Source organism: Variovorax glacialis (assembly GCF_051216375.1).
Classification (GTDB): Bacteria; Pseudomonadota; Gammaproteobacteria; order Burkholderiales; family Burkholderiaceae_C; genus Variovorax.
Genome location: NZ_JBPJZT010000019.1, coordinates 24,664 through 48,996 on the forward strand (window position 1 = coordinate 24,664; position 24,333 = coordinate 48,996).

A 24,333-nucleotide genomic window follows, 5' to 3' on the forward strand; every position below is an offset into this window, starting at 1 on the left:
CCAGCGTCCCTACACTCGCTGTCATGGCCAAAGAGAAAACGCTTTACGTCTGCAGCGAATGCGGCGGCACCAGCCCCAAGTGGCTCGGCAAATGCCCGAGCTGCGGCGCCTGGAACACATTGATCGAACAAGTCGGCCCTCCCGCGGGAGGGCCATCCAACAATCGCTTCGGCACGCAGTTCGCGGCGCTGGCGGGCTCGGCCGAACTGGCGACCCTGTCGGAGATCGAGGCCACCGACATCGCGCGCACGCCGACCGGCATCGACGAACTCGACCGCGTGCTCGGCGGCGGCATCGTGGACGGCGGCGTCACGCTGATCGGCGGCGACCCCGGCATCGGCAAATCGACGCTGCTGCTGCAAGCCGTCGACGCACTGCAGCGGGCCGGCCGCAACGCGCTCTACGTCACCGGCGAGGAAAGCGGCGCGCAGGTCGCGCTGCGCTCGCGCCGGCTCGGCCTGGAGCACTCGCAGGTGCAGGTGCTGGCCGAGATCCAGCTGGAGAAGATCCTCGCCACCCTCGACGCCAGCCGCCCGGCGATCGCGGTCATCGACTCGATCCAGACCGTCTACTCCGACCAGCTCACCTCAGCCCCCGGCTCCGTCGCGCAGGTGCGCGAGTGCGCCGCGCACCTCACCCGTTTCGCCAAGGCCAGCGGCACCGCGATCGTGCTGGTCGGCCACGTCACGAAGGAGGGCGCGCTGGCCGGCCCGCGCGTGCTGGAGCACATGGTCGACACGGTGCTGTACTTCGAGGGCGATACGCATTCGAGCTTCCGCCTGGTGCGCGCCATCAAGAACCGCTTCGGCGCCGTCAACGAGATCGGCGTCTTCGCGATGACCGAGCGCGGGCTCAAGGGCGTGACGAACCCGAGCGCGATCTTCCTGAGCCAGCACGCCGAGCCGGTGCCGGGCAGCGTGGTGCTGGTCACGCTCGAAGGCACGCGGCCGATGCTCGTCGAGATCCAGGCGCTGGTCGACAACGGCGGCCCGAGTCCGCGGCGGCTGTCGGTCGGCCTGGACCGTGATCGCCTCGCGATGCTGCTCGCGGTGCTGCACCGCCATGCGGGCGTGGCCTGCATGGACCAGGACGTGTTCGTCAATGCGGTGGGCGGCGTGCGCATCAGCGAGCCTGCGGCCGACCTGGCGGTGATGCTCTCGATCACGTCGAGCCTGCGCGGCAAGCCGCTGCCCAAGGGCTTCATCGCCTTCGGTGAAGTGGGGCTGGCCGGCGAAGTGCGGCCCGCGCCGCGCGGGCAGGAGCGGCTGCGCGAAGCAGCCAAGCTCGGCTTCAGCGTGGCGGTGGTGCCGAAGGCGAACGCGCCGCGCAAAGGCTCGAAGGAGATCGAGGGGCTGACGATCCATGCGGTGGAGCGGATCGAGGAGGCATTGGATATCGTGCGGCAGATGCAGTAGCAAATAGCGCTGGCAGGCGTGGTCGAAAGTCCGCCTCTGGCGGACAAAGTCAGGGCCAGCGCGTTGCCGCGGTGTCGGCATCCATGTCGTTGGGAGTGAGTGAGCTCATCAGTGCTACTGAGAGATAGCAGCCAACGGCTGCAACCAGCAACTGAAGAATTTCGCCGACCACCGGAATCAGTCGCCAAGGCAAGTTGAAGAGCACCAGGGTCGCCATGACCGAAAACAGCCCTATCCGAGCGCCTTGTCGATATATCGTCAACGTGCGACCCAGCGTGGGCACCTTGATTTTTGGCTCTCCACGATGCTTCTGCAGTGTCGACATGGCCGTCCTCCTTGATTCGAATAGGGCACTCGAGCCCGATTGTTGTCGACTGTAGCCGTGTCAGAAAGGTCACACCCCCGAGTCCCAGTAAGGCGGATCACCAAACGCCACCTTGAGCGCATCCGTCATCGCCCGCAGCTTCGCCGAAGGCGACCGCCCTTCCGGATGCGCGACGTACAAGAACTCTTCCTCCGAAGGAAGCCCGATATCAATGGCAAGCAGCCTGCCCGCCCGCAACGACTCCCCGACGATGAACGTAGGCAGCAGCGCGACGCCCAAGCCCGCCTCGCAGGCGTCCCGCATCATGTCCCCGTTGTTCACCCGCAGCGCCCGCGACGCGCGCACCGACACGAGCTCGCCATCGCGCCGAAACTGCCAATCGGCAACGCCCCGGTTCGTATAGAACACGCCCCGGTGCCGCTGCAAGTCGTCGACGCTGGAGGGCCGCCCTTGCTTCTCGATGTACTCCGGCGAGGCGACGAGCGCCCGGCGACTGCGCGCCAGCGTCCAAGCCACCAGACGCGAATCGACCAGTGGCCCGTTACGGACCACGCCGTCGTAGCCCTCCGATGCCGCGTCGATTCTTCGATCGTCCAGTTCGATCGCCAGCTCGATGCCGGGATGCGCCGCGATGAACGGATACAGCGCCGGCCCCAGGTGCATGCGCCCGAAGGTGACCGGCGCGGAAATCCTCAGCGGCCCGACCAGCGTGCCGCGCCGTTGCGCCAACTCCGCAGCGGCCTCGTCGACATCCCGCATGATGGCCGAGGCGCGCGCCAGGAAGGCGCTGCCGTCCTCGGTCAGCGTCAGCCCCCGCGTCGAGCGGTGCAGGAGACGGACGCCCAACTCCTTCTCAAGGTCGGCGAGGCGCTCGCTCACGACGGACTTGGACAGATTCAATCGTCGCGATGCCTCGCTGATCGAGCCTGACTCCGCGACGGCCACGAAGGTGGCCATGCCGTCGAGCTTCACCATGCCCGGTCAGGTGCGGGTGATGGATGCACCGCCATCGACCAGCGATGCCGTGCCGGTGACGAAGGCCGAATCGTCCGAGGCAAGGTACAGCACCGAGCGAGCCAGTTCCTCCGGCGTCGCGACGCGCTTGAGCGCGTGCAGGTTCGTGATGAAGGACTGCGACTCCTTGGTGTTGTTCATGCTGCGGTACATGTCGGTGTCGACGGCGCCCGGCAGGATCGAATTCACGCGCACCCCTTGCGGACCGTACTCGGCAGCGAGCGCCTGCGTGAGGCCGATGAGGCCGGCCTTGCTCGCCGCGTACGCCGCCACACCCGGGAACGCGAAGCTGTGGCCCACGAAGGTCGAGGTGAAGATGACCGAGCCGCCGCCGTTCTCCAGCATCTGCGCGACCTGGTGCTTCGCGCCGAGGAACGCGCCGGTCAGGTTGATCGCCAGGGTGTCGCTCCAGCCGGCTTCCGAGATCCCCGTGCTGGGGCCGCCTTCGCCGAGCGTGCCTGCATTGTTGAATGCGATGTCGAGGCGCCCGTAAGTCGACACGGCCAGCGCGACGAGGGCGCGCGCATAGTCTTCGGAGCGCACGTCGCCGGCGAGTGCGACGGCCTGGCCGCCGGCGGCGCGAATTTCTCCGACGAGCTTTTCCAGTTCGGCCGCCCGGCGCGCGCCGACGACCAGCCTGGCGCCTTCCGCCGCGAACAGCTTCGCGGTGGCATGGCCGATACCCGCGCTGGCGCCGGTGATGAGAGCTACTTTTCCTTCAAGACGGTTCACGATTCGATCCTTTCGTTGCTGATCGATGCGATCAGATGCAGTCAGTATGGAGACCGGAAGGCGTTCGCGGTAGACGTCGAATGGCGATGTTGGCTTTCGGAAAAGCCGAACGACCGGGAGGCGATTTGCAGCGGATTGTCACGTTTAGTGAATATTCGTTCGCCAAAAACCTAAAAGCCCTAAGATTGCCGCCGTGAAACCCAAGGACGACGAAAAGCTCCGCGCCATCGCCGAGGCCACGTTCACGCTGGTCGAGCAGACCGGGCTGAGCGGCCTGACCATGGCCGCCATCGCCCGCGAGGCCGGACTTGCCACCGGCACGCTGTACGTCTACTTCAAGTCGAAGGAAGAGCTGATGGTCGCGCTCTACGAGCAGGCCAAGACGACGACCACCGCCAGCCTCTTGCAAGGCGACGACCCGAACGCGCCCTTCCGCAGCCGCTTCCGGCACATGTGGATGAACTGGCTCGAACACCGGCTGACGCACTATGCGGAGGTCGTCTTCGTGGAGCAGTACTACAACTCGCCCTGGTTCACCGAAGAGAGCCGCAACCTCTCCGCCCGGCTCATCAAGCACTGGGTCGACATGATCGAGTCGGCCAAGGCGCACCAGATCCTGAAGGACGTGCCGACGGTCCTCCTGACCAACAGCTTCGGCGGCTCGGTGCGCGAGACTGCCAACCTGCTTCGCTCCGGCGCGCTGGCCCGCACGGACGAGAACCTCGCAATGGCCTTCGGCCTCTGCTGGGACGGAATCAAAGCCTGAAAAGCGCTCTCCCCAAGGCTTGCCCACGTCGTGTGGCCGCCTACCCCCTTCCGAGGGCAACCCCTTTGGCCCGACAAAGCCGGTTCCGCGGGATTCCTGGTCTTGGCCGCTTGACCTCGCATGCGCACAGGTCTATTGTTTGACCGAACCGATATTCACCCAAGAAGAGGAAACCCCACCATGACCACCCTCAGCATCAACGGCAAGGACCGGCAGGTCGACGCCGACCCCTCCACCCCCATCCTCTGGGCCCTGCGCGACACGCTCGGCATGACGGGCACCAAGTTCGGTTGCGGCGCGGCGCTGTGCGGCGCCTGCACGGTGCACCTCAACGGCCAGGCGATCCGCTCGTGCGTCACGCCGATCTCCGCCGCGGCGGGCCAGAAGATCACCACCATCGAAGCCATCACCGATGGCGGCGACAAGGTCGGCAAGGCCGTGCACGACGCCTGGGTCAAACATGACGTCGCGCAATGCGGCTACTGCCAGAGCGGCCAGATTATGTCGGCCACCGCCTTCCTGAAAACCGTCGCGCCCGGCAAGCTGCCCAGCGAATCCGAGATCGATTCGGCCATGGCCGGCAACATCTGCCGCTGCGGCACCTACGCGCGCATCCGCGCCGCCGTCGCCGACGCCGCGAAGACGCTGGCTTGAAGAAGGAGACTCACCATGAACTTCGATCAAGCCACCTTCGAACTCCCCGCCAACCTCCGCGCGCTGATGAAGCGCCAGGACGACACCCCCGAACTCACCGGCCTGCCGCGCCGCAGCTTCCTCAAGCTCACGGCAGTGGGCGGCTTCGCACTCGGCGTCTTCCCGATGGCCGCGCTCGCGCACGACACGAGCGCAGCGGCCGCCAAGCCCGCAGGCCTGAAGCCGCTGCAGCAACCCGCGGCCTTCGTGCACATCGACCGCGACGGCACGACCACCATCACCATCAACCGGCTCGACTTCGGGCAAGGCGTGCAGACCGGCCTGCCGATGATCCTGGCGGAAGAACTCGACGCCGACTGGTCGAAGGTGCGTAGCGTCCACGGCACCAACGACCCGGCCTATGTCGACCCCGCCTTCGGCATGCACATCACCGGCGGCTCGGGTTCGATCAAGAACTCGTACACGCAATACCGCGAACTCGGCGCCCGCACCCGCGCCATGCTCGTCAGCGCGGCGGCCGCGCAGTGGAAGGTGGACCCCGCGGCGCTGCAAACCCGCAATGGTGTCGTCATCGGCCCCGGCGGCAAGCAACTCGGCTACGGCGAACTGGCCGAAGCAGCGATGAAGCTGCCCGTGCCCGAAACCGTCAAGCTCAAGGACCCGAAAGACTTCCGCCTCATCGGCAAGCCCACCGGCCGGCTCGACGCGCAGGCCAAGTCCAGCGGCCACCAGGACTACGGCATCGACATGCACCTGCCCGGCATGCTGACCGCCGTCGTGTCCCATCCGCCGGTGTTCGGCGCCAAGCTCAAGTCGGTGGACGACAGCGCCGCCAAGGCGATCAAGGGCGTCAAGGCCGTGCTGCGCGTGCCGCTGGACCGCGGCGCCGAAGGCGTGGCCGTGGTCGCCGACGGCTACTGGCCCGCCAAGCAGGGCCGCGATGCGCTCAAGCTCGACTGGGACACCAGCGCTGTCGAGAAGGTCGACAGCGAGAAGCAGCTCGCGCAATACCGCGAACTCGCGAAGCAGCCAGGCAAACGCAAGTACGACGCCGACGTCTCGAAGCTCGCCGCGGCCCCGCACAAGATCGAGGCCGAATTCGTCTTCCCCTACCTCGCGCACGCGCCGATGGAGCCGCTCAACTGCACCGTCAGCCTCGCGGCAGGCAAGGCCGAAGTGTGGACCGGCACGCAGATGCCCGGCATCGACGGCATGGCCGCCGCCAAGGTGCTGGGCGTGCCGCCGGAGAACGTCAAGGTCCACGTGCAGATGGCGGGCGGCGGCTTCGGCCGTCGCGGCCTGCTGACCAGCGACTTCGTGTCCGAGGCCTGCAGCGTCGTCAAGGCCGCGCAGGCCGCCGGCATTGCCGCGCCCATCCGCACGCTGTGGAGCCGCGAGGACGACATCAAGGGCGGCTACTACCGCCCGATGCACCTGCACACCGCGAAGATCGGGTTCGACGCGCAGGGCAAGGTCACCGGCTGGGACCACGTCATCGTCGGCCAGTCGCTGCTCATGGGCAGCATGTTCGAGCCGATGATGGTCAAGGACGGCATCGACGCCACCGCCGTCGAAGGCATGAAGGAGCCCTACGACCTGCCGATGCGGCTCACCGTGCACCACCCCAAGCTCAACGTGCCGGTGCTCTGGTGGCGCAGCGTGGGCTCGACCCACACCGCGTTCGTCATGGAAACGCTCGTCGACGAAATCGCCCGCACCACCAAGCAGGACCCGGTCGCCTACCGCATGAAGCTCATCGGCGACCAGCACCCGCGCCACAAGGCCGCACTGCAACTGGCGGTGGACCAGTCCGGCTACGGCAAGAAGAAGCTCGACGCCGGCCGGGCTTGGGGCGTGGCCGTGCACGAATCCTTCAACTCGGTGGTCGCGTATGTCGTCGAAGCCTCGGTGAAGGACGGCACGCCCATCCTGCACAACGTGACGGCCGGCGTGCACTGCAATCTCGCGGTCAACCCGAAGAGCGTGGAGGCGCAAGTGCAGGGCGGCGCGGTGATGGGGCTGTCGATGTGCCTGCCCGGCGCGGCGATCACGCTGAAGGACGGGGTGGTGCAGCAGAGCAACTTTGGGGACTTTGTGGTGCCGCGGATTACGGACATGCCGCAGATTGCGGTGCATATCGTGCCGAGTGCGGATGCGCCTACCGGCATGGGTGAGCCAGGGCTGCCGCCGCTGGCGCCGGCGTTTGCGAATGCGGTGGCGGCGGTTACGGGGAAGGCGGTCCGAGGGTTGCCTTTTAAGTTGGCTTGAGGAGATCGGATATCGCAGGCCCGCGCGAATAGCGCTGGCATACTGCCAAGTCGCGTCGAAAAAGGACGCGGTGGGTTTGGAAGCCCGCGATGGAGTTTTTTACGGCGAAAGCCGCAGTTGCCTTTGGCCTGCGGCTTCGTCGCTCGTGCCCCAGTTTTTGGCGGCCCGGGCGGGAGGACGCAAGTCCTGCCGGTTCTTTCGTAAGAAACTCCCCCGGTCTTCCAACCCGTTCGGGCCGCCGCCTCCGTTTGGAAGCGGGCGTGGCGGTTGAAGCGAGACCGTTTCACTAGGGAGTTAAAAAAGAATGGCGAAGTCTGATCGCGCATCCGCGAGTTCTCACGGCGATCCCAAATCCAAAATGCGCAAAGCCGGTAGACGTCGGCTGGCAACAAGCCCCGCGCCTCGGAAGTCAGCAAAGAACAAGGCCGCGAGCGACGCGGTGCTACTGGTGGAGGACGAGTTCAACAACCTGCGCGCGGCACATCGTGCGTACGACTGCGTGCGGAGCTTTCTGACGCCTCTTCATCTCCAAGAGTTCGAAGAGTTCCATATTCAGCCGACCGAGTTGCGCGCCTTGATGGAGGTGGTCAACGCGGAGATGCTGCGACGGATGCAGGTCGTGAACGAAGCGATTCAGTCGGTGCGGAAGGCGCTTCACTGAGGCTTGCAGAAAGCCAGGCCGTTGCTCGGTCTCCGGCGGACGTTCACCCCTTTTGGGGGCTTCCGCTGAAGACTGGGAGCTGCCGGCCAAGTTGCCGCAGCTGGAGGACTGCTTAGCTCGTTTGCGGGCACTCTTGAATATCCGCTTCAGGGGCGCAAACTGGAGCTCGGATCCATGAGGGACGAGTCCGATGCTTCCCGCGAGTGCGGCAGCATTGGACGCGGCTTCAGAAGTCTTCGTTGCCCGCATCCGGCGGAAAGCGGCGCTCCAATTCCGACTCGATTGCCTGTCCAAACGCTGCCACCATGCCGCGCACCCGAAGCACATCGTCGGCTGACACGGACACCACATTCCCGTCCCGCGTCCGGCCCGCCCGATGCACGATGTCGTGCCGAATGACGACCTCGCGCATCAACTCGCCGATGTCTGGCACCACGATGTCCAACCCGGCTTGCACCATCGGCTTGATCTTGTCGAGCCGATGCCAGATTAAGTCCTGAAGGTACTGCCGAACCTCCTCGTCCAAGGCATCGAGTCGATCGAACACTTGGTCTAGTGTCAAGCCGCGTGCCTTGAAATCCTTGTTTCGCGACACGAAGCGCCGCAGTGCTGCGTTGTCGTGGCAAACCCAGTAGGTCACCGTGTCCGCCAGATAGGCCTCGAGCGCCGCGATCAGCGAGCTGTGCGCCATCTGGTGAATTAGTTCCGCCTCGAGGGCCGGTGTCTGCACGGCGAGCACGGCATCGATCTGCCCCAGCCTGCCCTGCAGAAATCGCATCGGATCGCTGCGCAGCACCACCAAGAACGACAACTCGTCGTCGTAGTCGACACCCTCGTGCTCAATGGGCGCCCAAGCGTCACCGACGTCGCCCCAAAGGTCCCGGATCAGCTTTTCCATCACCGGGTAGGGCACAGACTGGTCAAAGCGTTCCTGGATGACGTCGTTCGGGTTGTAGGGCCCGCCGAAGACGAACATGTAGCCACCCTCCTGGCTAGAGTACGGCGTCTGGTTGGCAGGGTCTTCGTAGCGCGCGTGGAACCAGCGGCGCATGGCCTCGATCTGCAGTTCCGGCGGTGCCTCTTGGAGCCACGCGTCGTTAGGCTCGAAAGGATGTTGATCGCCGTTGCCCGCCTCTGGGGGAAGTTCAGGTCCGTCGTAGTCCATGTGGTCGTTGTGGCCCATTGGAGCTTCGCTTCGCGTCGAACTACGGATGGCCCGAGGCGCCGTCGACATGAACTCTCATGCTCGGGTAATAGGTGGTGATGGGATTGTCAACAGCGTCGGGGTCATCCAGCGCCCGTCGAACTTGGCTCGCGATCTCGGACCGGTACGTCTCGATCTTGGGGACGAACTCATGCAGGCCGCTGGTGTCGATGCGTATGGTCCGAATTTGATTGAGGTCGAAGGGGATCCGATCGGCCACGCGAACAAGTTGCACGACGGGTAATCGCACTGCATGGCGCAGGGCGAGTTCGTAGAAGACGTTAGGGTTATGGAAGGATAGATCGGCAATGACGAGACGCGAACGCAACAAGTACTCGATGATCTGCCTTGTGATCGTCCCAGGCTTATCGATCATGTCAGCACGAACAACCTTCAACCCGAACTGTTCAAGCGCCGGTTCGATGAGAGAGCCGAGGAATAGGTCAGCGTGTTTGCGTTGGTCACTACCGTCTTCGCCGATAGGCGTGACATAAAAACATGTGGTCTCGAAGTGCGCATGCTCCGTTGTCACAATCGCGTGAGATCGTCCTTCAGCTGCACGCTCAACCCGGCCTTGGATCGCCTGCGCGGAGGGCGCAGCTGCGGGCCTGCCTTGTGTCGCCGGTAGCGAGTCGAGCAGGTGATCGATCGTGATGATTCGCTCGGCGCCGGAGAGGGTTTGTAGAAGCCCGACGAAGCGCAGGTTGACGATGAAGGTGTCGACACACTCTTCGCTCATTTCCTCGGCGACTCCGACATCTTTTGCCGCATCGATCAGGGCCGCTCGGGCAGGCAACTTGTTGGACATGAAGCGGGCATAGAGGCCTGAGAACGGTGCGATGTCCTCAATTGCTAACTTCACTCGCGCTTTAGCCTGCTCGCGTGGCGCAGGGTCAGTGTCGACTGCCTTCAAACCGTCGGCAGTGATCTTCAAGTGATCCGCTTGGTAGCCGCCTTCGATCAACCCGTACTTGTTCGAATTGATGATGAGTTGTCGGCTTGGGCCGCTCTCCGGCGACTTGCCGAGGTGATCGAAAATACTGAGACGCCGGACGGGTTGTCCGCTTCCGAACGCGTAGATCGTCTTTGCGAAATCCAGTGCCTCCTCGAAGGGAGCGGCAGGGAAAGGGCGCTGTGCCCGCTTTCGCTTCTCAGCGGCAGCATGCTCAACGCGGGCATTGGCTTCCGCAACAGGATCGGGCGTCGCGCCCTTTTTTGCTCGTGGCATTTCCTATCTTCTTCCTCTGCTATTGGTGGCCGCGACTATGCCTGAAACCAAACCGGCTGCTCGGAGGGTGAGCGAACGTGGCGACTTTGGAGGGCAGTGCGCGGGATGCAATGCGGCTAGAAGTGGGCTTTGCTCAAAAGGCCTACCCTGTAAGCTAGGCAACCCTGACGCCAGGCGCACCAGAGTGGGCGCATTGGCTGTTGACTAAGGTTATGAGCCAAGCGGGAATCACGCACATTTTCTGAACTGCTACGACAGCCCGAAGTCCGAAGCGTGCATCCGATAGAAGCGAGGTCGAAAGACCACTTCTTGGCCGATAGCAGCCGCCCGGTCACCTCCCGCGAGCGGCCGCAACCGCTGCCTTGCAGCCATATCAAGGGAACTCTGCATTCACGTACCCCATTCGACCCGGAAAATATTGCACAGTCTCCTTCACTGGTGATCGTGCCTCGAATACCAGGTAAGGGTCAGCGCGCCATGATGCAAAGCTGACTACCGGAACCTTAAATGGCCGTCCTGCTCCCCGCCCTCAGCACCTGCGTAGCCCGCATGACCTCCGGCGAGCGCCGCCTCGCCGAGCGCTTGCAGCAGAAGCTCGACGAGGACTACCTGCTCTGGTTCGACGTCCCCATCGGCCCAGGCAGTGCCATCCCGACTTCGTCGTCCTGCACCCGCTCCGTGGCCTGCTGATCCTGGAGACCAAGGACTGGCGTCTCGGCACCATCCAGAAGGCCAGCCGGGGCGACTGGGTGATCGCGCCCGACGGCGTGCCCAAGAGCGTGCCCAACCCCATCGCGCAGGCGCGCCACCAGACGCTGCAGGTGGTCGATGCCCTCAAGCGCGACGCGCAACTGATCGTTCACGAAGGTAAGTGGCAAGGCATGCTCACCTTTCCGTGGAGCTACGGCGTCGTCTTCACGCGCATCACCCGCAAGCAGTTCGAAGCCGCCGGGCTCGCGAGCGCGATCGAGTCGAACCGCGTGATCTGCTCCGACGAGATGCTGGAGGACGTCGAGCCCGAGGCCTTCCAGAGCCGGCTGTGGGACATGTTCCCGCAGCTCATGCGCGGCACGCTGTCGCTGCCCCAGATCGACCGCGTGCGGTGGAACCTGTTTCCCGAAGTGCGCGTGGCCGAGCAGGGCTTGCTCTTCTCTTCCTCTCCTTTCGACGATGCGGATGAAGCGGCGTCCATCCCCGACTTCCTGCGCGTGATGGATCTGCAGCAGGAGCAGTTGGCGCGCAGCCTCGGCGAAGGCCACCGCGTGATCCACGGCGTGGCCGGCTCCGGCAAGACCATGATCCTGGGCTACCGCGCGGAGTACCTGGCCAAGGCCGCGACCGACGCGGCCAAGCCGGTGCTCGTGCTTTGCTACAACGAGCCACTGGCGGTCAAGCTGCAGGCCGTGATGCGGGCCAAGTCACTGGGGCAGCGCGTGCATGTGCGGCACTTCCACAAGTGGTGTCGCGACCAGCTGGTGGCTTTCGGTCAGCCCTTGCCGCGCAACGACCAGCCCGTCGGCGCCGTGATGGAGCAGATGGTGCACAACGTCATCGTCGGCGTCGAGCGTCGCATGATCCCCTCGGGCCAGTACCTGGCAGTGCTGGTCGACGAGGGCCACGATTTCGCGCCCGAATGGCTCAAGCTGGTCACGCAGATGGTCGACCCGACCACCAACAGCCTGCTGCTGCTCTACGACGATGCGCAGAGCATCTACGACAAGCGGCGCGGCAAGCCTTTCAGCTTCAAGAGCGTCGGCGTGCAGGCGCAGGGCCGCACCACCATCCTGAAGATCAACTACCGCAACACGCGGCAGATCCTGCAGACCGCCAGCGCGATGGCGGCGGACCTGTTGCGCCCGCAGGAAAGGGACGATGACGGCATCCCGCTGCTGCAACCCGTGAGCTGCGGCCGCGACGGCGCGGAGCCGATCGTCATCGACCTGCCGACCCCGCGCGAGCAGGCCGACCGCATCGCGGACCTGATGGCCAGCGCGCACAACGAAGGTTATGCCTGGGGCGACATGGCGGTGCTGTGCCGAAGCTGGGCGCTGATGGATGAATGCTCGCGGGCGCTGACCCGCCGCCGGCTGCCGCACAAGGTGCGCAAGGGCACGAACGACTTCGATCCGCTGGCGGACAACATCAAGGTGATGACATTGCATGCGAGCAAGGGTCTGGAGTTTCCGGTCGTCGCGGTGGTGGGGGCGCGGCAACCTGTGGCGGGCAGTGAAAGCAGCGCTGCCGATGGGGATGCGCTGGAGGAGATGCGGCTGTTCTACGTTGGGGCGACACGGGCGACGTCGCGGCTCATCGTGGCCAACGCAGTGCGGCACTGATCAAAACCTGCCTGAATCTGTAGCCACGACCATCGGGCGCGATACGACGCGGCTTTCGCGTCGAACAGCTCGCGATGCGGCATCAGCGGATTCATCGTCAACACACCGTCGTACAGCATCGCGAGGCCATTCGGCGCATAGAGTTCGCCCGGCCGAACACCGACGCACGTTGCCGGAACAAGGAATCGATCGATCCCATCTCGCGCGCTGCGCAGTTCCTCGTACGGATGCCCGAAGTACGACTTGTACCAGAGATGAACGCGCGCCTGGTTCGATGCTTCCACCGTGATGCCGAGATCGCCGAGCACTTCATCAACGCGCGCTTGCACGCAACGCTCACCTTCGTCGCTCGTGTCACTGGCGTCGAAGTAGAACAGGTCGTAGTCCTTGATGCCCGCCTCCGGCGCACGCCCAGACCGCAGGTTCCACACCGTCTGAAAAAGGCAGCCGGCGACCAGCCATCCGTCCGGCAGGGCCAGGTCGCCCCAGCGCTCAAGGATTGCCCGGTTGTTGCGGTTTTTGAGAATGTCAGTGATGAAGCGTTCTTGCATTGCATGAAGGCTATCCGATCCAACGAGTCCTTCACTTCGCTGCAACGAGTCCAAGCCTTCGCCATTTCCCTCGACGAATGCGGCAGTAATTCACAGCGTGACTGTCCGCCCCCCTCCCCGAGGGTGGGGGTGTCTGACTACCAGCCGACCGAAACTGGAAGACATGATCCAAAACATGACTTGCAGCTTGGCGGCGGCTGCGCTCTTGCTGAGCGGATGCTCCACCATGGTGGTCTACTCGCCAAAACTGGGTAGCGAATCGCAAACACTGAAATACGTGCAGGGCGTTGGCACTCTGGCCGAGAAGAGCAGCACCCAGGAAGTTTTCATGTACCCCACGTTCAAGACGCAGGGTACGTCGATGCCGACCTTCACCGTTGGGTTCGCGAACAATTCAGGTGAGGCTGTCAACTTCAGCCCCGACAACATCAAGGCGTTCTTCCGCGGCACACCGATCCCGATCTATACGTACGTCGAGCGAACATCGGAAATCCAGTCCGCGAAGCGAAGTGAGCAGATTGCACTCGCGATCGTTGGCGGCCTCGCCGCGGGCGCTGCTGCGTACAGTGCGTCGCATCGCACGTACCAATCGAGCTACTCGGGCTTTGCCGGCAACCGCTATGGCTCAACGACTTTCGCAGGCACGAACACGGTGAAGGTCTATGACCCGCTCAGCGGCATCGTGGCCGGCGCGGCCATCGGCGGCGCCACGGCCTTGAGCATTCAGCAAGTCGAGTTCAATGCACAGAACCAGGAGCTGGCGGCAAACGCCATCTTGCAGATGAACACCGTCGACCCTCTGCAGATGGTGACCGGCGATCTGGTGTTGAAGAATTGCTGCGACCCGCACCCGACGTCGGAGGACGTGATTCGCTTCGAGGTCACCGCGGGTGGCAAGACCTCCACATTCCAGTTCGACCGCAAGAAGGTGTCCCAGTAGACGAGGTAGCGATGATCGCGCTTATCTCCGTCAAACAACTCTCCCCGTTCGAACCCCCGGGGCATGTCGCGCAGATCCGGTCGCGCTGATCAAGCGCGTCCTGTCGTTGCCAACGCGCTGAACCGCCAGCAAAGACAGCTTGAAGCCTAAGTTTTAGTTTGTCACACTACCTGCCGACCGCGGCAGGCTGTGCTGCCGGCAAAGCTATGGAAAGGGCGCCCCATGGTTCACGACAGCGAGCTGGCCGAGCCGGAGTCACACCCGTGATCGCCATGGCCATCGACGTTGTGGCGCCGCACATGCGCCGCACGTTGTCCGGTCGGCTCTTCCTCGTCCTCGGGGCGTTGTCACTTCTCGCCGCCTGCGGCAAGGAGCCGCCAAAGCTGGCGCCGGCGCCGCTCGAAGTCAGCATCGTCACCGTCAAACCCGGCGACATCAACATCTCACGCGAATACGTCGCGCAAACCCAGAGCTCGCAGGCTGTCAACATCCAGGCGCGCGTCTCGGGTTGGCTCGACAAGCGGGTCTACACCGAAGGCTCGGTGGTCAAGGCCGGGCAGGTGCTGTTCCGCATGGACCCGAAGCCCTTCCAGGCGCAGCTCGATGCGGCCAAGGCCGCGCTGCAGCGCAACCAGGCGGCGCTGACGGTGGCGACGTCCAACCTGAACCGCACCAAGCCGCTGGCGCAGAAGAACGCGCTGTCGCAGAAGGACCTGGACGACGCGCAGGGCCAGTACGAGCAGGCCGCCGCGGCGGTGGAGCAGTCGAAGGCGCAGGTCACCTCGGCGCAGCTGGACCTGAGCTATACGGTGATCAGCTCGCCGGTCAACGGCGTGAGCAGCTACGCCGCGGTGGCCGACGGCACCTACCTGAATCCGCAGAACGCGCAGTTGACCACGGTGTCGGTGCTGACGCCGATGTGGGTCAACTTCAGCCTGTCGGAGAACGAGTACCTGCGCGTGCAGGACGACATCCGCGAGGGTCGGCTGATCCTGCCCAAGGACCTGGCGATGACGGTGGAGATCGTTCAGGCGGACAACAGCGTCTTTCCTTTCAACGGCAAGATCACTTTCGCCGACCCCTCGTACAGCGCGCAGACGGGCACGTTCCTGATCCGCGCCACGGTGGACAACCCCAAGGGCGTGCTGCGTCCCAACCAGTATGTGCGCGCGCGGCTGAAGGGTGCGGTGCGGCCGAACGCCATCCTGATTCCGCAGCGCGCGGTGCAGCAGGGTGCGAAGGGCCATTTCGCGTGGGTGGTGAACAAGGACGGCATGGCCGAACTGCGGCCGCTGGTGGTGGGCGACTGGCTCGGCGACAACTGGTTCGTCAATGAAGGGCTGAGCGCGGGCGACCGGGTGGTGGTCGACGGCGGCCAGCGCCTGTCGCCCAATGCCCATGTGATCGTCGTGCAGGCCGACGGCACTTCCACCGGCGCGGGCGGCGCCAGCGCGCCGGCAAGCGCCACTCGCTGAAGGGCGCATGTTCTCCCGCTTCTTCATCGAACGACCGATCTTCGCGGCGGTGGTCGCCATCATCCTGTGCCTCGCCGGGCTGGTGGCGATGACGCAGCTTCCGGTGGAACAGTACCCGGCGATCACGCCGGTGCAGGTGACGGTGCAGGCGACCTATCCGGGCGCCGACAGCAAGTCGCTGGCCGACAGCGTGGCCTCGCCGATCGAGGCGCAGATCAACGGCGTCGACAACATGCTCTACATGAGCAGCACCAGCTCGGCCAGCGGCCAGCTGACGCTGACGGTGTACTTCTCGCTCAACACCGACCCCGACATCGCGCAGGTGCAGGTGCAGAACCGCGTCAACATGGCCTTGCCGCAGTTGCCCGAAGCGGTGCAGCAGCAGGGCGTGTCGGTGCAAAAGAAGAGCTCGTCGATCATGATGCTGGTGGCCGTCACCGGCAAGGGCGGGCGCTACAGCGCGGACTACGTCGCCAACTACGCCAACGTCTACGTGCTCGATGCGCTCAAGCGCGTCAACGGCGCCGGCCAGGCGCAGATCATGGGCGTGCCCGACCAGGCGATGCGCATCTGGATGAATCCGGACCGCATGGCCTCGCTGAGCGTCACCACCACCGACATCGCCAACGCGGTGAACCAGCAGAACGCGCTCTTCGGTGCCGGCCAGATCGGCCAGGAGCCGAGCAGCGGCGATGTTCAGCTGACCTTTCCGGTGGTGACGCAGAGCCAGTTCGTCGATCCGCGGCAGTACGAGCGCATCATCCTGCGCGCCAATTCCGACGGCAGCGCCATCGTGCGCCTGGGCGACGTGGCGCGCGCAGAGGTGGGCCTGCGCCAGTACATCGTCGACAGCCGGTTGAACCGCGAGCCGGCAACGCTCATCGCCATCTACCAGCAGCCCGGCGCCAACGGCCTGCTGGTGTCGAATGCGGTCCGCAAGGCGCTCGACGAGGCGAAGTCGCGCTTCCCGGCGGGGCTCGAAGTCAGCATCGCGCTGGACACCAACGACTTCGTGCGTCTGTCGATCGAGGAGGTGATCCACACGCTGGCCGAGGCGCTGGTGCTGGTGGTGCTGGTGGTCTATTTGTTCCTGCAGAGTTTCCGCACCACGCTGATCTGCGCGGTGGCGATCATCGTGTCGCTGGTCGCCACCTTCACCGGGATGCTGGCGCTGGGCTTCTCGATCAACCTGCTCACGCTGTTCGGGCTGATCCTGGCGATCGGCATGGTGGTCGACGACGCGATCGTGGTGTGCGAGAACGTCGAGCGCAACATGGCGCAGCACCACCTGTCGCCGACGGAGGCGACGATCCGCTCGATGGGCGAGATCGGCAGTTCGCTGGTTGCCGTGGTGCTGGTGATGGCGGCGGTGTTCGTGCCGGCGGCCTTCCTGCCGGGCACCACCGGGCAGTTGTACAAGCAGTTCGCGATCACCATCGTGGTGTCGGTGGTCATCTCCGGCTTCGTCGCGCTCACGCTGACGCCCGCGATGTGCGCGCTGCTGTTGAAGCACAACCCGCCGCCTACGCGCGGTTTCTTCGCCTGGTTCAACCGACAGGTCGACAGCCTGACGCGCGGCTTCGGCCATGCGGTGGAGTTTGTCATCGCCCGCATGCTGGTGGCCTTCGTGCTGCTGGCGCTGTTCCTGTACGCGATCTGGCATCTGTTCCATGTGCTGCCGACGAGCTTCGTGCCACAGGAGGACCAGGGCTATGCGATGGTCGCGATCATCATGCCGCAGGCCGCGAGCCTGAAACGCACGCAGGCAGTGGCCGAACGCGCCGACGCGATCCTGGCGAAGATTCCCGGCGTGGCCACGCGCTCGATGATCACCGGCTACAGCCTGGTGGACAGCGGCTTCAAGACCAACGCCGCAACCTTCTTCATCACCTTCACCGACTTCAAGCAACGCTACGCCGACATCGCCACCGCCAAGGAACAGAACGCGCGCGCCATCCTGGGCCGCTTCTATGAAGAAGCGAAGCACATCCAGGAGGCGGTGGTGCTGCCGATCGCGCCGCCGGCGATCCCCGGCATCGGCACCACGGGCGGCTTCGAGTTCTGGATCCAGGACACAGCCGCCGGCTCGTCGATGGAACTGGGCACGAATGTGCAGGCTTTCATCGCCAAGGCGCGGCAGCGGCCCGAGCTGACCGGTGTGAACACGACCTTCAGCGCCAACAGCCAGCAGTTGCGCGCCGACGTCGACCGCGAGAAGGCGATGCTGCTGAACGTGCCGGTGCAGGACGTGTACAGCGCGATTCAGGCGCAGTTCGGCTCGTTGACCGCCAGCCAGTTCAGCCAGTACAGCCGCGTGTGGTGGGTGATCGTGCAGTCCGACGCGCCGTTCCGCCAGACACCGGACGATCTGACGCGCCTCTACACGCGCTCCAACCAGGGAAAGATGGTGCCGCTGTCGGCGCTGGTCAACACCAGTTGGACGGCCGGGCCGGATCTGCTGCCGCACTTCAACGGCTTCCCCGCGGCAAAGATCATCGGCAACCCGGCCGCCGGCTACAGCTCGGGGCAGGCGATCGCGGCGATGGAGGAGCTTGCGCGCGAGCTGCCGGGCACCTATAGCTTCGCCTGGTCGGGGCTGGCTTTCGAGGAGAAGAAGTCCGGCGGCACCTCGTCGCTCGCCTTCGTCTTCGGCCTGATCATCGTCTTCCTGGTGCTGGCGGCGCAGTACGAGAGCTGGACGCTGCCCGGTGCGGTGATGACGGCCATCCCCTTCGGCGTGTTGGGCGCGCTGCTCACCAACTACATCCGCGGGCTGGAGAACGACGTGTACTTCCAGATCGGCCTGCTGGTGCTGATCGGGCTGGGCGCGAAGAACGCGGTGCTGCGCGTGAGCGCGGCCGTGGATTTCCGCGAGCAGGGCCACAGCATCATGGAAGCCACGCGCCTCGCGGGCGAGCAGCGATTGCGGCCGATCATCATGACTTCGCTGGCCTTTGCGGTGGGCTGTCTGCCGCTGGCCATCGCGGTCGGTGCCGGCGCCAACGCGCGCCACTCGATCGGCACCGGCATCATCGGCGGCATGCTCGGCGAGACCACGCTGGCCATGCTGTACGTGCCGCTGTTTTTCTATATCTTCGATCGCCTGGGTGAACGGCGCAAGGCCAAGGCCCCGCCCAAGGCCGAAGAGACTGCCGCCGGCGAGGGGGCCTGAGGTGCCGAGGTACGCGCTCTCCACTTGCGCGATGGTGGTGCTGGCCGGCTGCACGTTCGGCCCGAACTACCAGCGTCCGGATGTGGTGACGCCGAAGGCCTTCCAGTACGAAGCCAAGGACGCCGCCGAGACGGCCGACACGCTGTGGTGGCAGCAGTTCCACGACCCGGTGCTGGACCAGCTGATCGACGAGGCGCTGAAGCACAACAGCAACGTGCAGATCGCCGCGGCCAACGTCGAGCAGGCGGCAGCCATCCTGACGCAGTCGCGCTCGCAGTTCTTCCCGGCCGTCGGCTACGGCGCCGGGGCGCAGCGCTCGCGCTCGCCCGCGCCGGCCTTTGCCTCGCTGATTCCGAACTACCCGAACCCGGCCTCTGCCTACCAGGCGGCGCTGCAGGTGAGCTGGGAGGTCGACCTGTGGGGCCGCATCCGCCGTCAGTCCGAGGCCGCGTATGCCAACGTGCTGGCCACCAACGAGGCCCGGCGCGGCGTCATCCTGACGTTGGTGGCGCAGGTGGCCGTCAGCTACCTGCAGCTGCGCGGGCTGGATGCGCAACTGGAGGTCGCGAACAAGACGCTGGGCACCTACAAGGAATCGGTGGACCTGTTCACGCTGCAGTTCCAGTACGGGCAGGTGTCGATGATGAACGTGGCGCAGGCGCAGTCCCAGTACGAGACGGCCGCCGCGCAGATCCCGCTGATCGAATCGCAGATTGCACAGACCCAGAGCTCGCTGGCGGTCCTGATCGGCCGCGACCCGGGGCCGATCGCGCGCGGCAGGTCGGTGTATGACCTGCAACTGCCGCAGGTGCCGCAGGGCGTGCCCTCGGCGCTGCTGGAGCGCCGGCCCGATCTGCTGCAGTCCGAGCAGCAGCTGATCGCCGCCAATGCGCAGATCGGTGCGGCCAAGGCCTTGTACTTCCCGACGATCTCGCTCACCGGCACTTACGGCAATGCCAGCTCCGATCTGTCCAACCTGTTCAGCGGGCCGACCCGGGTGTGGAGCTACGCCGGCTCGGTGGTCGGGCCGATCTTCAGCTTCGGCGCGATCAGCGGCCAGGTGGCGCAGGCCGAAGCCACACAGGACGCGGCCTTGCTGAACTATCAGCTGTCGATCCGCAATGCCTTTGCCGACGTGGACAACGCGTTGGTCGCCAGGCAGAAGCTGCAGGAGCAACTGGACGCGCAGGTCAAGCTGGTCGCAGCGCTGCAGCAGTACAACGAGCTGGCGCGGCTGCAGTACGACGGCGGCTACACCAGTTACAGCACCGTGTTGCAGGCCGAGCAGGCGCTGTTCCCGGCCGAGCTGAACCTGGCCTCGATCCGCGCGCAGCTCTTCGCTTCGGCGGTGAACATCTACAAGGCGATGGGCGGCGGCTGGGTCGCGCAGGCCGACCAGCGCACCGGCAGCTCACCGCCCGATCCGGCACCCAGTGCGCTGCCGCCGCCGCTGTTCTGAGGCTCTGGTCAGGCCGGCGCCGCCGGATTCCCGCTCCAGCGCGAAGCCGCCGGAATGCTCTCGCCCTTCATCACCAGCGTCAGCGGGCCGAGCTGCGCGCCATCGTTCACCGTCGCGCCGTAGAGCATGATGCTGCGCGCCCCGACGGTGACCTGCTTGCCGATGTTCACGTGATGAATCTTCATGACGCGGTCCTCGAACAGGTGGGTCTGGGGACAGCTCTGCGCGTTGAGTTCGCTGTAGTCGCCGATGTGGACGCAATCGAATTCGGTGAGGTCGGTGGTGTCCAGGTACACGCCGCGGCCGATGTGCGCGCCCAGCAGGTTGAAGGCGATCGGCAGCCAGGGCGTGCCGCGCAGGTAGTGCATGAAGTTGGGCACCGCGATGCCCTCGTAAAGGTTCGTCGCGGCCTCGGAGAGCCAGACGAAGGGCGTCCACATCGGCACGGCGAGCGGTCGGTAGCGGCGCAGGAAGATCCACTTGAAGAGCGCCACGAAAACGAAGGTCGACAGGCCGAAGATCAGGCCGTCGACGGTGAGGTACCAGGCCACCGCACCCCAGTGCTCGGCGGCCGCCGAGGGCATCACCGCCAGCACGATGCTGTAGCCCGCGGCGATCACCAGCGCATGTGGCGCGACGATGCGGAAGGCCTCGACCACGGCGCGCCCCAGCCGGCGCATTGGCGACGGATTGAAGGTCAGCGATGCGGGGTGGCCGGTCGGCGCTTCGCGTGCCGGCAGTCGCACGGCGGGTGAGCCGACCCAGGTGTCGCCGATGCGCAGCGCCGCCGGATCGGGCGCGCGTCCGAGCACGCCGATCAGCACGTTCTCGGGCAAGGTGGTGCCGTCGGGAAGGTAGGCGCCGTTGCCGACGAAGCTGCGACGCGAGATGACGGTGGGCCGCATCGACATCCAGCCGCCATCGATCTCTTCGTCGCCCAGGAGCACCGCATCGGCGATGAAGGTGTCGTCGCCAAGCGTGAGCATGTCGGGCACGACGCCCAGTGCGGTCGATATCTCCGCGTTGCGGCCGACCTTGGCACCCAGCAACCGGTACCACATGGGCGCGAACAGGGTGGCGTAGACGCCATGCAGCACCTGCAGGCTGGATTCCTGGATCTGGTTGACCAGCCACTTGCCGCAATAGACATTGCTGTGCACGGGCCAGCTCCCGCTCTTGAGCCGCGGCAGCACGCTCCAGCGGATGCCCGCGGAGATCAGGGCCGTGAGCACGATCATCACCGCGCCCGCAGGCAGTGCCAGCACGAAATACTTGAACAGCTGCAGCACGGTGGAGCTGGTTTCGAGCCAGGGGAACCGCTCGGTGTCGTCCAGCACGTCGATCAGCATGAAGGTCGGGAACACCGGCAGGAAGAACAGGGCCGCGACCACCATGGCGCCGCAGAAGAAGAACAGGCCTTCGCCGGCGAGCCGGCGTTTGCTGACCGGCGGACGCGGCCGCAGCGAGGCGGTGTCGAAGGCGCCCACGTCGCGCGCTGGCGAGCCGCTCCAGATGCGCCCGGCCGGCACGGTCTGGCCGTCGCCGAGTGCGGACTGGCCGTCGAGGTGGCCCCAGTCGCCGACCCGAGTGTTGCCTTCCAGCACGGCATAGGAACCGATATGGGCCTCCGCGCCGATCTCGATGGGACCGATGAGCAGTTCGCCGCGCTGGACGCGCACGTTCTCGAAGTTGACCGCGTTGCCGATGCTGGCGCCGTCACCGACCGTGAGCAGATCGGGTGCGCGCAGCTTGATCGAACCGATGCTCACGTTGCTGCCGATGCGCGCGCCCAGCGCGCGCAGCCACCAGGCGTGCAGCGAGGAACCACTGATGAAGTAGGTCGGCGCCGCATCGACCAGGCGGTCGGCGAGCCACCAGCGGAAATAGGTGACGCCCCACAGCGGATAGCGGCCAGGCGCCAGTCGGCCCGCGATCAGCCATTTGCCGGCGATCGCAACCACGAACTCGAGCACCGTCGCCGCCAGGAACACGACGACGGACATGGCGACCGCATGGGGGATCGAATCCGCCGCCCCGCCGGTATAGAAGTGGTAGGTGAAGAACGGTGCGAGCCACTGCATCATGCGGACGGCCACCAGTGCCGGGATCGCCGCAGCCTGCGCGGCCCCGCAGCGCCAGCGGCGCCAGGCCGATGGCGGTGTCCAGTCGGGCACGAGCGTCGCCTGCGTGGCGCCACACGCGTCCAGCGCGGCGGCAATGCCGCCGACGGTGCGGTGCTGATAGATCTCACGCACCGTGATCCGGGCGAAGCGGGGGTCGGCACGCAGCACGGACGCGAGCCGCGCTGCCAGCAGCGAATGCCCGCCGAGTTCGTCGAAAAAATCCGCGGAGCGCCGGATCGCGAGGCCGGGAAAGAGCCCCGCCAGGGCCGCGAACAGCGCGATCTCGGTCGGGGTCGCCGGTGTGTCCGAGCCTCCGGACGGACCCGTCGCCTCGGCCAGCGGCGTCGACTTGAGCGTCTTGCGATCGATCTTCCCGGAGCTCAGGCGCGGCATCTGCGCGAGCACCTCGAAGCGGCTCGGGACCATGTAGGGCGGCAGTCGCGCGCCGAGCACCGACCGCAGCGAAGACGCCGAAACGCCGGTGGCGCCCTCGGTCACCAGGAAGACGATCAACTGGTCGACGCCCTCGATCTCGCGCAGCACCACGGCCGCGGTGCCCACACCCGGCTGCTGCGCCAGCACGGCCTCGATCTCGCCGAGTTCGACCCGAAAGCCGCGGATCTTGATCTGGTCGTCGGTGCGTCCGAGGCACTGTATGCGCCCGTCCTCGTCGATGCGCGCCAGATCGCCGGTGCGGTAGAGCCGATCGTCCCGCACGCCGGTCGACCAGGGGTTGCGCAGGAACTTCCCTGCCGTGAGGTCGGGACGCCCGAGGTAGCCCGACGCGACGCCAGGGCCGGCAATACACAATTCGCCGACCTCGCCGCGCGGCAGCAACCGGAGGCCCTGCTCGACATCGGGCGCGATGACCAGCAACGCGTAGTTGGGCAAGGGCCGGCCGATGGTCACGGTCTCGCCCGCGCGCAGTTCGGCCATGCTGGCCGATACGGTCGCCTCCGTCGGGCCGTAGCTGTTGAAGATCTGCCGGTCGTCGGCCGCCCAGCGCGCCACCAGCGATGCAGGGCACATTTCGCCACCGAGGTTGATCAGCCTCAGCCCCGGCACATCGCGATCGAAAAGGGCCAGCAGGGTCGGCACCGCGTGCAGCACGCTGATGCGCTGTTCGATCAGGGCTTTGGGCAAGGCTTCGGGGTCGGATGCGATGGCCTTCGGCGCGATCCACAGCGTCGCACCGACCAGGTAGCTGATCCAGATCTCCTCGAAGGACATGTCGAACGCGATCGAGAAGCCCTGGTAGACGCGATCGTCCTCGCGCACGCCCAGCACGGCGTTTTCGCTGCGCAGGAAGTGGCAGATGCTGCGCTGGGTGATCTCGATGCCCTTGGGCTTGCCGGTGGAGCCCGAGGTGTAGATCACGTAGGCGGGATGACCGGGCAGCGCACCCTGACGCCGGTGCAGGTCGGCGTCGCCGGCGTCATCGGCCAGCAATGCCTCCGCGGTCCAGAGGGTCCGGCCGATCGCCGCCAGTCGTGGCGCAAGTGCCACGCAGCTCACGAGGCCCGCGGCATCGGCGTCGTCGAGGCACACGGCGATGCGTTCGACCGGTGTGTCGGCATCCAGCGGCAGCCAGGCGGCGCCCGTCTTGGCGATGGCCAGTTGCATGACCAGGAGGTCGATGCCTCGCGGCAGCCAGAGGCCCACGATGTGGCCGGGACGAACGCCGGCTTCGATCAGCTTGGACGCGGCGCGATCCGCTGCAGCACCCAGTTCTCCGTAGCTCAGCGCCCGCTCGCCGAAGATCAGCGCAGTCTGGGCGGGGATCCGCTCGGCGGTGGCCTCGAACAGGTCGGCGAGGATTTCGGGCCGGAGCAGGTCGGCCCGGTCGGGGCCGTGAACGATGTCGGGAGAGTGGGAGGGGGTGGTGCGGGAGAGAGACTCGGGGTTCGTGCGAAACATCGTCAATGCTGGAGTGGCAGAGCGGCCATGTGGCCGCTGGCGATCCAGTCGCCATTGTCCTCCAGGTGGGCTCGGATGCACGCATGTACGCCA

General features: G+C 65.7%; 16 protein-coding genes and 1 pseudogene. 10 read left to right on the forward strand and 7 right to left on the reverse strand.

Annotation, left to right across the window (positions count from 1 at the left end; genetic code table 11):
- Positions 1 to 23 precede the first annotated feature (23 nt).
- On the forward strand, positions 24 to 1,415 hold the full coding sequence (radA, locus tag ACSFBL_RS30645; RefSeq protein ID WP_435519589.1) for a DNA repair protein RadA: 1,392 nt from the start codon (positions 24 to 26) through the stop codon (positions 1,413 to 1,415).
- 49 nt (positions 1,416 to 1,464) lie between these two features.
- On the opposite strand, the gene ACSFBL_RS30650 is transcribed toward radA, so the two are convergent.
- The 3 genes from ACSFBL_RS30650 to ACSFBL_RS30660 form a co-directional block, all read right to left on the reverse strand.
- Positions 1,465 to 1,740: a hypothetical protein gene (locus ACSFBL_RS30650; RefSeq protein WP_435519590.1), complete on the reverse strand. Its 276-nt coding sequence runs from the start codon at positions 1,738 to 1,740 to the stop codon at positions 1,465 to 1,467.
- Positions 1,741 to 1,809: 69 nt separating this feature from the next.
- On the reverse strand, positions 1,810 to 2,715 hold the full coding sequence (locus ACSFBL_RS30655; protein ID WP_435519591.1) for a LysR family transcriptional regulator: 906 nt from the start codon (positions 2,713 to 2,715) through the stop codon (positions 1,810 to 1,812).
- Between the two features lie 6 nt (positions 2,716 to 2,721).
- Positions 2,722 to 3,486, reverse strand: coding sequence for an SDR family oxidoreductase (locus ACSFBL_RS30660; RefSeq protein ID WP_435519592.1), 765 nt, complete (start codon positions 3,484 to 3,486; stop codon positions 2,722 to 2,724).
- 193 nt (positions 3,487 to 3,679) lie between these two features.
- On the opposite strand from ACSFBL_RS30660, the gene ACSFBL_RS30665 reads away from it, so the two are divergent.
- The 4 genes from ACSFBL_RS30665 to ACSFBL_RS30680 all read left to right on the forward strand — a co-directional run bounded on the left by ACSFBL_RS30665 (position 3,680) and on the right by ACSFBL_RS30680 (position 7,835).
- Entirely contained in the window at positions 3,680 to 4,252 is a 573-nt protein-coding gene (locus ACSFBL_RS30665; RefSeq protein WP_435519593.1) for a TetR/AcrR family transcriptional regulator, read from the forward strand.
- A gap of 180 nt (positions 4,253 to 4,432) precedes the next feature.
- Entirely contained in the window at positions 4,433 to 4,906 is a 474-nt protein-coding gene (locus ACSFBL_RS30670; protein WP_435519594.1) for a (2Fe-2S)-binding protein, read from the forward strand.
- A gap of 15 nt (positions 4,907 to 4,921) precedes the next feature.
- Complete coding sequence (locus ACSFBL_RS30675; RefSeq protein ID WP_435519595.1) at positions 4,922 to 7,174, forward strand: xanthine dehydrogenase family protein molybdopterin-binding subunit; 2,253 nt, start codon at positions 4,922 to 4,924, stop codon at positions 7,172 to 7,174.
- Positions 7,175 to 7,478: 304 nt separating this feature from the next.
- On the forward strand, positions 7,479 to 7,835 hold the full coding sequence (locus ACSFBL_RS30680) for a hypothetical protein (protein WP_435519596.1): 357 nt from the start codon (positions 7,479 to 7,481) through the stop codon (positions 7,833 to 7,835).
- A 226-nt stretch (positions 7,836 to 8,061) separates the two neighbouring features.
- On the opposite strand, the gene ACSFBL_RS30685 is transcribed toward ACSFBL_RS30680, so the two are convergent.
- Together ACSFBL_RS30685 and ACSFBL_RS30690 are read right to left on the reverse strand one after the other, a co-directional pair.
- Positions 8,062 to 9,018, reverse strand: coding sequence for a hypothetical protein (locus ACSFBL_RS30685; RefSeq protein ID WP_435519597.1), 957 nt, complete (start codon positions 9,016 to 9,018; stop codon positions 8,062 to 8,064).
- A 22-nt stretch (positions 9,019 to 9,040) separates the two neighbouring features.
- Positions 9,041 to 10,267 (reverse strand): hypothetical protein, encoded by a 1,227-nt coding sequence (locus ACSFBL_RS30690; protein ID WP_435519598.1) that lies wholly within the window; start codon positions 10,265 to 10,267, stop codon positions 9,041 to 9,043.
- 507 nt (positions 10,268 to 10,774) lie between these two features.
- On the opposite strand from ACSFBL_RS30690, the pseudogene ACSFBL_RS30695 reads away from it, so the two are divergent.
- Positions 10,775 to 12,603, forward strand: a pseudogene (locus ACSFBL_RS30695) (3'-5' exonuclease).
- Here the strand turns inward: ACSFBL_RS30695 and ACSFBL_RS30700 are convergent.
- Entirely contained in the window at positions 12,543 to 13,154 is a 612-nt protein-coding gene (locus ACSFBL_RS30700; protein WP_435519599.1) for a nucleotidyltransferase family protein, read from the reverse strand. The pseudogene ACSFBL_RS30695 and the gene ACSFBL_RS30700 sit on opposite strands and share 61 nt — an antisense overlap.
- A 226-nt stretch (positions 13,155 to 13,380) precedes the next feature.
- Between ACSFBL_RS30700 and ACSFBL_RS30705 the strand changes: the two genes are divergently transcribed.
- The 4 genes from ACSFBL_RS30705 (at position 13,381) to ACSFBL_RS30720 (ending at position 20,200) form a co-directional block, all read left to right on the forward strand.
- Complete coding sequence (locus ACSFBL_RS30705; protein ID WP_435519600.1) at positions 13,381 to 14,094, forward strand: hypothetical protein; 714 nt, start codon at positions 13,381 to 13,383, stop codon at positions 14,092 to 14,094.
- Positions 14,095 to 14,366: 272 nt separating this feature from the next.
- Complete coding sequence (locus ACSFBL_RS30710) at positions 14,367 to 15,569, forward strand: efflux RND transporter periplasmic adaptor subunit (RefSeq protein ID WP_435519601.1); 1,203 nt, start codon at positions 14,367 to 14,369, stop codon at positions 15,567 to 15,569.
- Positions 15,570 to 15,576: 7 nt separating this feature from the next.
- Positions 15,577 to 18,741: an efflux RND transporter permease subunit gene (locus tag ACSFBL_RS30715; protein ID WP_435519602.1), complete on the forward strand. Its 3,165-nt coding sequence runs from the start codon at positions 15,577 to 15,579 to the stop codon at positions 18,739 to 18,741.
- Position 18,742: 1 nt separating this feature from the next.
- Positions 18,743 to 20,200: an efflux transporter outer membrane subunit gene (locus ACSFBL_RS30720; protein WP_435519603.1), complete on the forward strand. Its 1,458-nt coding sequence runs from the start codon at positions 18,743 to 18,745 to the stop codon at positions 20,198 to 20,200.
- Positions 20,201 to 20,208: 8 nt separating this feature from the next.
- Here the strand turns inward: ACSFBL_RS30720 and ACSFBL_RS30725 are convergent, their stop codons facing one another.
- Positions 20,209 to 24,240, reverse strand: coding sequence for a Pls/PosA family non-ribosomal peptide synthetase (locus tag ACSFBL_RS30725; protein ID WP_435519604.1), 4,032 nt, complete (start codon positions 24,238 to 24,240; stop codon positions 20,209 to 20,211).
- Positions 24,241 to 24,333 lie beyond the last annotated feature (93 nt).